A 7,673-nucleotide genomic window follows, 5' to 3' on the forward strand; every position below is an offset into this window, starting at 1 on the left:
TCGCTTTCTAATCCTCTTTTCGCATGAAATAGAGGAGGGTTTGGAGTTCACTTGTCAAATCGACATATTGAACGACCACGTCTTTTGGTAAATGCAGATGGACTGGTGAAAAACTGAGGATTCCTTTCACGCCAGCATCAACCAAGAGATTGGCAACCTCTTGTGACTTGACGCTGGGAACAGTTAGGATCGCAGTCTTGACATCGGCATTCTTGATTTTATCCTTGATTTGAGAAATTCCGTAAATAGGAATCCCATCAGGAGTTTGGCTACCGACTTCAGGATGGTCATCAAGGTCAAAGGCCATGATAATCTTCATCTTGTTACGCTCATGGAAGCGGTAGTGGAGAAGGGCATGGCCCATATTTCCAATACCAACCAGCATGACATTGGTAATAGAGTTATCATTGAGCAAATCGGCAAAAAACGTCATCAGTTTTTTAACGTCATAGCCAAAGCCACGACGACCAAGTTCACCAAAATAGGAAAAATCACGACGTACGGTCGCTGAATCAATCCCAATGGCCTCTGCAATTTGTTTAGAGTTGGCACGTTCAATCTTTTCTGCATGAAATCTCTTAAAAATTCGATAGTAGAGAGAGAGTCTTTTCGCTGTAGCTTTTGGAATAGCAGACTGTTTATCTTTCACAAAATCACAACCTTTCTATTCTTCTATTTTATAGAAACATTGTGAAAAAATCAACAAAAACAAGAAAAAACTAAGAAAAATCTTAGTTTTGATGTAAAAAATCTGCATGTGATAGAAAACGGTAGAGGTCTCCAACCAGTCCCTGGTAAACTTCTTGTCCCTTAAAAGTCAAAGAAGTCACATAAAGTGTATCTGGTAGGGTCACACAGCCTGATAAAGCTAGCATGAGTGCCTCATAATCTTCGTACTTGAGAGTCCGCTCTACATGATAGCTGTCTTTATAGGTTAGTTCAAACATATGGGACCTATCTTTCAGATTTTGTAAAGACACCACGTTCTACCAAACTATCCATGAGGAAGTAGAACTTTTCCTGATGAATGTGGTGGTCTTCTGATTTGAAAATATCAACCAGACGAAGACCAAACTTGTCAGTGATATTGATTTTAGCCCCTGTAAGCTCCTTGTTGATAATGATTTTTAGTTGGAAGCCTTCTCCACTGTTTGGTACCTTTTCAAGTAGGCGAGTCAGTTCATAGTTACCAACTTTTGTTTCAAAAAAAGTATTGTCCTTGAGGGTGAATTTCTTAACAGACGGGCTAAGAGTATAGTCGTAACGACAATTTTTTAACTGAATGGTTTTTTCAAATGCCATATGGCTAACCTCCGATAATTTCTTTTAAGGTTTTTGCGAGGGTTTGTAGGTCTTCGATAGTATTTTGTGGCGACAGACTGATGCGAACGGATTCCTTCAAGCGTTCTGAATTTGCTCCGTACATGGCTTCAAGAACATGGCTGGATTGGACAATACCTGCAGTGCAAGCTGAGCCAGTAGAGATAGAAATTCCAGCTAAATCTAGACGAAGAAGTAAGAGGTCGTTTTTCTGCCCAGGAAATCCAATATTGAGAACATAAGGGAGATGATCTTGTCCTCTATTCAGGTAATACTGAACTCCCTCAAGCTCTGCCAGAAAGGCAGTCTCTAGATTTTGTACATGTTGAAAATGTTCTTCTTGCTTTTCTAGGTCTTCTTTTAGAGCTGCAACCATAGCAACGATGGCAGCTAGATTTTCAGTTCCAGCACGTTTTTTCTGTTCTTGGTCTCCACCATGGAGATAGGAATCAAAGTCCATGCTAGATGCGTAGAGAAAGCCGATTCCCTTAGGCCCATGGAATTTATGGGCTGAAGCAGTGAGAAAATCAATGCCCAATTCTTCTGGGTGAATAGGGATTTTTCCGATAGCTTGAACTGCATCAACATGATAAGCAGCAGGATGTTGCTTGAGTATTTGGTCAATTTCAGCAATGGGAAGTAGGTTTCCTGTCTCATTATTAGCAAACATGGTAGAAACCAAAATCGTATCGTCACGTAATGCCTCTTGAATTTGCTGGGCGGTGATTTCCTGATTTTTTGGCTGGAGAATGGTTACTTCAAAACCAAAGTGTTGAACCAAGTAATCAATCGTTTCAAGGACAGCATGGTGCTCGATGGCAGTTGTGATGATATGTTTTCCTCGTTCTTGGTGACGAAGGCAGTAGCCAATGATAGCAGTATTGTTGCCCTCAGTCCCACCAGAAGTGAAAAAGATATGTTGAGGTTTTGTCCCCAGTAACTGAGCTAGTTCCTGACGGGCTTCTCGTAAGAGTTTACCAGCTTGACGACCATGCCCATGAATACTAGATGGATTGCCATGGGTTTCTTGCATAACTTTAGTCATAGCTGAAATAGCAACTGCTGACATAGGAGTCGTCGCAGCATTGTCCAAATAAATCAAAGAATCACCTTATTTCTTTTTGTTGTAGGCAAAGAGTGGGCTGACTGGTTTTCTTTCGTGGATACGGACGATAGCATCACCAATTAACTCACTAGCAGTGATGTAGCATACGTTTTTAGGAGTTTTTTCTTTTGTTGCTACTGAATCAGTCACAAGAATTTCTTTAATATTAGTATTGTCAAGAAGTTCAGCAGCTCCTTCGACGAAGAGACCGTGGCTAGAAACAGCATAAATTTCTGTAGCCCCTTCACGTTCAACGATTTTAGCAGCTTCAGAGAAGGTACGTCCTGTATTCAGAATATCGTCAATTAAGATAGCTTTTTTACCTTCAACATCACCAATGATATAGCCTTCGTTGCGAGTTGCATCGTCTTGTGGGTAATCGATAATGGCGATAGGAGCATCAAGATATTCAGCCAAGCTACGAGCACGTTTGACACCTGAATTTTTAGGGCTAACGACAACAACATCTGAACCAAGTAGACCCTTATCGCAGTAATGTTTAGCAAATAGGGGAACTGTGTAAAGGTTATCGACAGGAATATCAAAGAAACCTTGAACCTGAACGGCATGCAAATCAAGCGTAAGGACACGGTCAACACCAGCCTTAACCAGCATATTAGCCACTAGTTTAGCTGTAAGTGGCTCACGTGGTGAAGCGATACGGTCTTGACGTGCATAACCAAAATATGGAAGGACAACGTTGATACTGTGGGCACTTGCGCGCACACAAGCATCGACCATGATTAACAATTCCATTAGGTGGTTGTTAACAGGGAAACTTGTTGATTGGATGATGTAAACATCATAACCACGAACACTCTCTTCGATATTCACTTGAATCTCTCCGTCAGAAAATTGACGTGATGACAGTTTTCCAAGTGGGACACCAACAGCTTGAGCAATTTTTTGTGCAATCTCTTGGTTAGAGTTGAGTGCGAAAAGTTTCATATTTTTTCTATCTGACATTATAGACCGTCCTCTGTAAACTTTATAAATCCTAGTTATATCTGTCTTACCTATATGAACTGGGATTTTTGTATTTTTATCTTTTCTATTTTACCAAAAAATAGAGATTATTTCAGCTATTTTTCATGCTTTTGACAAATCGAACCAATTTTGAGGGAGCTTTTTGATAATCAATCTGATTTTCCTCTAAAAATTGTTGGAAATCTTGTTTCCCTTGCTCGTGATTTTCAACTTCAAGTTCTAATTCGTAATCTGTAATATCAAAGTACTGACTTTCATCCAGCGCCATGAGACCAATAGCTGTTTGCATTTCATAGCGAAGTGTCGTTAGACAACCAAGAATCTGCCATTCACTAGTTTTAATATCATGTTTCGCCAATTCATTAAGAACCAGTCCCTGAGGAAGTTCTTCCTTAGCCAGATAGTTTTCAGCATCTTTTAGTTGTAATTTTTGGTTGTATTCCATGTTTCCAACACTTTGCGGGACTTTGAGTGTCAATTCTGCCCAGTCTTCAAAGGTTCGAATGCGCATAGCAACTTTCTTTTCTCGCAGTTCAAAATCAGGCGTGTCGATGTAGTAATTTTTTTGAAGAACAGGAGTGACACCTGTGAACTGGTCTTTTAGACGATCATATTCATCTTTTTTCAAGAGTGTTTTCAATTCAATTTCTAAATGTTTCATTTTTCTTACCTTTTCTTTATCGTTGAAAGCGGATTTATGGTATAATAAGCATTGTATTTATTGTATATGAATCTGGAGAAAAAATCAAAGATATTTTTGAAGGATAATATGTGAAAAAGGGAGAATATATGACCTTAGAATGGGAAGAATTTCTAGATCCTTACATTCAAGCTGTTGGTGAGTTAAAGATTAAACTACGTGGTATTCGGAAGCAATATCGTAAGCAAAATAAGCATTCTCCGATTGAGTTTGTGACCGGTCGAGTCAAACCGATTGAAAGTATCAAGGAAAAAATGGCTCGTCGTGGCATTACTTATGCGACCTTGGAACACGATCTGCAAGATATTGCCGGCTTGCGTGTGATGGTCCAGTTTGTAGATGACGTCAAGGAAGTAGTGGAGATTTTGCGCAAACGTCAGGATATGCGGATCATACAGGAGCGTGATTACATTACTCATCGAAAATCCTCAGGCTATCGTTCCTATCATGTGGTAGTTGAATATTCGGTTGATACCATTAATGGAGCTAAGACCATTTTAGCGGAAATTCAAATTCGTACCTTGGCCATGAATTTCTGGGCAACGATAGAACATTCTCTCAACTACAAGTACCAAGGGGATTTCCCAGAGGAAATTAAAAAGAGACTGGAAATTACTGCCAAGATTGCCCATCAGTTGGATGAAGAAATGGGTAAAATTCGTGATGATATCCAAGAAGCCCAGGCACTTTTTGATCCTTTGAGTAGAAAATTAAATGACGGTGTAGGAAACAGTGACGATACAGATGAAGAATACAGGTAAACGAATTGACCTGATAGCTAATAGAAAACCGCAGAGTCAAAGGGTTTTGTATGAATTGCGAGATCGTTTGAAGAGAAATCAGTTTATACTCAATGATACCAATCCGGACATTGTCATCTCCATTGGTGGGGATGGCATGCTCTTGTCGGCCTTTCATAAGTATGAAAATCAGCTTGACAAGGTCCGCTTCATTGGTGTTCACACTGGACATTTGGGATTCTATACGGACTACCGTGATTTTGAGTTGGACAAGCTAGTGACTAATTTGCAGCTAGATACCGGAGCAAGAGTCTCTTACCCTGTTCTAAATGTGAAGGTTTTTCTTGAAAATGGTGAAGTGAAGATTTTTAGAGCACTAAATGAAGCCAGTATCCGCAGGTCTGATCGAACCATGGTGGCGGATGTTGTGATTAACGGTGTCCACTTTGAACGTTTTCGTGGAGATGGGCTAACAGTTTCGACACCGACTGGTAGTACAGCCTATAACAAGTCGCTTGGTGGAGCTGTTTTACACCCAACCATTGAAGCTTTGCAATTAACGGAAATTGCCAGCCTTAACAATCGTGTCTATCGTACGCTCGGTTCGTCCATTATTGTTCCAAAGAAGGATAAGATTGAACTCATTCCAACGAGAAACGATTATCATACTATTTCGGTTGACAATAGCGTGTATTCCTTCCGAAATATTGAGCGAATCGAGTATCAAATCGACCATCATAAGATTCACTTTGTCGCATCACCTAGCCATACTAGTTTCTGGAATCGAGTTAAGGATGCGTTCATTGGCGAGGTGGATGAATGAGGTTTGAATTTATCGCAGATGAACATGTCAAGGTTAAGACCTTCTTAAAAAAGCACGAGGTTTCTAAGGGGCTGCTGGCTAAGATTAAGTTTCGAGGCGGAGCTATTCTGGTCAATGATCAACCACAAAATGCGACGTATCTATTGGATATTGGAGACCGAGTTATCATCGATATTCCTGCTGAGGAAGGTTTTGAAACTCTCAAAGCTATCGAGCACCCACTGGATATTCTCTATGAGGATGACCATTTTCTAGTCTTAAATAAACCCTATGGAGTGGCTTCTATTCCTAGTGTCAACCACTCTAATACCATTGCCAATTTTATCAAGGGTTACTACGTCAAGCAAGACTATGAAAATCAGCAGGTTCACATTGTAACTAGACTTGATAGAGATACTTCTGGCTTGATGCTCTTTGCTAAGCACGGCTATGCCCATGCACGATTAGACAAGCAGTTGCAGAAGAAGTCCATTGAAAAACGCTACTTTGCTTTGGTTAAAGGCGATGGACACTTGGAGTCAGAGGGGGAAATTATTGCCCCGATTGCGCGTGATGAAGACTCCATTATTACCAGACGCGTAGCTAAAGGTGGAAAGTATGCTCATACATCTTACAAGATTGTAGCTTCTTATGGGAATATTCACTTGGTTGATATTCGCCTGCACACTGGGCGAACCCACCAAATCCGAGTCCATTTTTCTCATATTGGTTTTCCTTTGTTGGGAGATGACTTGTACGGTGGTAGTCTAGATGATGGAATTCAGCGCCAGGCCCTGCATTGTCATTACCTATCCTTTTATCATCCATTTTTAGAGCAAGACTTGCAGTTAGAAAGTCCCTTGCCGGATGATTTTAGCAACCTTATTACTCAGTTATCAACTAATACTCTATAAAAACTGTTTCAGAGTATAATTATTATCTTAAAGGAGAAAACTCATGGAAGTTTTTGAAAATCTAAAAGCCAACCTAGTTGGCAAAAATGCTCGTATCGTTCTCCCTGAAGGGGAAGAGCCTCGTATTCTTCAAGCGACTAAACGCTTGGTAAAAGAAACAGAAGTGATTCCTGTTCTGCTTGGAAATCCTGAAAAAATTAAAATTTATCTTGAAATCGAAGGCATCGAAGATGGTTATGAAGTCATCGATCCTCAACACTACGATAAATTTGAAGAAATGGTTGCTGCCTTGGTAGAACGTCGCAAGGGCAAAATGTCTGAAGAAGATGCACGCAAGGTTTTGGTTGAAGATGTCAACTATTTTGGTGTGATGTTGGTTTACTTGGGTTTGGTTGATGGAATGGTTTCAGGTGCGATTCACTCAACAGCTTCAACAGTTCGTCCAGCTCTTCAAATCATCAAAACTCGTCCAAATGTAACGCGTACTTCAGGTGCCTTCCTCATGGTTCGTGGTACGGAACGTTACTTATTTGGAGACTGTGCCATTAATATCAATCCAGATGCAGAAGCTTTGGCTGAAATTGCGATCAACTCAGCAATCACAGCTAAGATGTTTGGAATCGAGCCTAAAATTGCTATGCTAAGCTATTCTACTAAAGGTTCAGGTTTTGGTGAAAGTGTTGATAAGGTTGTTGAAGCAACTAAAATTGCTCACGACTTGCGTCCTGACCTTGAAATCGATGGGGAATTGCAATTTGATGCAGCCTTTGTTCCTGAAACTGCAGCTCTGAAAGCTCCGGGAAGTACAGTAGCTGGTCAAGCAAACGTCTTCATCTTCCCAGGTATCGAAGCAGGAAATATCGGCTACAAGATGGCTGAACGTCTTGGTGGCTTTGCGGCTGTAGGACCTGTTTTGCAAGGTTTGAACAAGCCAGTTAACGACCTTTCTCGTGGATGTAATGCAGATGATGTTTACAAGTTGACCCTTATCACAGCAGCCCAAGCTGTTCATCAATAAGATTTAGTCCTCTTTCCCTTGGGAAGAGGCTTTTTATACTCAATGAAAATCAAAGAGCAAACTAGGAAACTAGCCGCAGGCTGTACT

At 40.6% G+C, this 7,673-nt stretch carries 10 protein-coding genes; 4 read left to right on the plus strand and 6 right to left on the minus strand.

Annotated elements, in window-relative coordinates:
* Positions 1-7: 7 nt before the first annotated feature.
* The 6 genes from QZ565_RS06895 to QZ565_RS06920 all read right to left on the minus strand — a co-directional run bounded on the left by QZ565_RS06895 (position 8) and on the right by QZ565_RS06920 (position 4,073).
* The gene (locus QZ565_RS06895) at positions 8-649 is read right to left on the minus strand and encodes a redox-sensing transcriptional repressor Rex (protein ID WP_261202266.1); all 642 of its coding nucleotides are present in this window, start codon (positions 647-649) and stop codon (positions 8-10) included.
* An 82-nt stretch (positions 650-731) separates the two neighbouring features.
* On the minus strand, positions 732-947 hold the full coding sequence (locus QZ565_RS06900; RefSeq protein WP_000462491.1) for a DUF4649 family protein: 216 nt from the start codon (positions 945-947) through the stop codon (positions 732-734).
* 7 nt (positions 948-954) lie between these two features.
* The gene (locus QZ565_RS06905) at positions 955-1,302 is read right to left on the minus strand and encodes a DUF1831 domain-containing protein (protein WP_000863540.1); all 348 of its coding nucleotides are present in this window, start codon (positions 1,300-1,302) and stop codon (positions 955-957) included.
* Positions 1,303-1,306: 4 nt separating this feature from the next.
* Entirely contained in the window at positions 1,307-2,422 is a 1,116-nt protein-coding gene (locus QZ565_RS06910; RefSeq protein ID WP_295527402.1) for a cysteine desulfurase family protein, read from the minus strand.
* Between the two features lie 9 nt (positions 2,423-2,431).
* Positions 2,432-3,391, minus strand: coding sequence for a ribose-phosphate diphosphokinase (locus tag QZ565_RS06915; RefSeq protein ID WP_001283823.1), 960 nt, complete (start codon positions 3,389-3,391; stop codon positions 2,432-2,434).
* Positions 3,392-3,503: 112 nt separating this feature from the next.
* On the minus strand, positions 3,504-4,073 hold the full coding sequence (locus QZ565_RS06920; RefSeq protein ID WP_295527407.1) for a CYTH domain-containing protein: 570 nt from the start codon (positions 4,071-4,073) through the stop codon (positions 3,504-3,506).
* Between the two features lie 128 nt (positions 4,074-4,201).
* Here QZ565_RS06920 and QZ565_RS06925 point away from each other — a divergent pair, with 128 nt between their 5' ends.
* The 4 genes from QZ565_RS06925 to pta are packed head-to-tail and all read left to right on the plus strand — an operon-like array spanning position 4,202 to position 7,586.
* Positions 4,202-4,873: a GTP pyrophosphokinase family protein gene (locus QZ565_RS06925; RefSeq protein ID WP_070527712.1), complete on the plus strand. Its 672-nt coding sequence runs from the start codon at positions 4,202-4,204 to the stop codon at positions 4,871-4,873.
* The gene (locus QZ565_RS06930; protein ID WP_000799056.1) at positions 4,857-5,675 is read left to right on the plus strand and encodes an NAD kinase; all 819 of its coding nucleotides are present in this window, start codon (positions 4,857-4,859) and stop codon (positions 5,673-5,675) included. Before QZ565_RS06925 ends, QZ565_RS06930 begins: the two co-directional genes overlap by 17 nt.
* On the plus strand, positions 5,672-6,568 hold the full coding sequence (locus tag QZ565_RS06935) for an RluA family pseudouridine synthase (protein WP_295527419.1): 897 nt from the start codon (positions 5,672-5,674) through the stop codon (positions 6,566-6,568). The genes QZ565_RS06930 and QZ565_RS06935 overlap by 4 nt, the downstream gene beginning before the upstream one ends.
* Before the next feature lie 43 nt (positions 6,569-6,611).
* Positions 6,612-7,586: a phosphate acetyltransferase gene (gene pta, locus QZ565_RS06940; RefSeq protein ID WP_261028465.1), complete on the plus strand. Its 975-nt coding sequence runs from the start codon at positions 6,612-6,614 to the stop codon at positions 7,584-7,586.
* The last annotated feature ends 87 nt before the right edge of the window (positions 7,587-7,673 follow it).

Origin of the sequence: uncultured Streptococcus sp., assembly GCF_915066115.1 — a bacterium.
In the GTDB taxonomy this organism is placed as follows: Bacteria; Bacillota; Bacilli; order Lactobacillales; family Streptococcaceae; genus Streptococcus.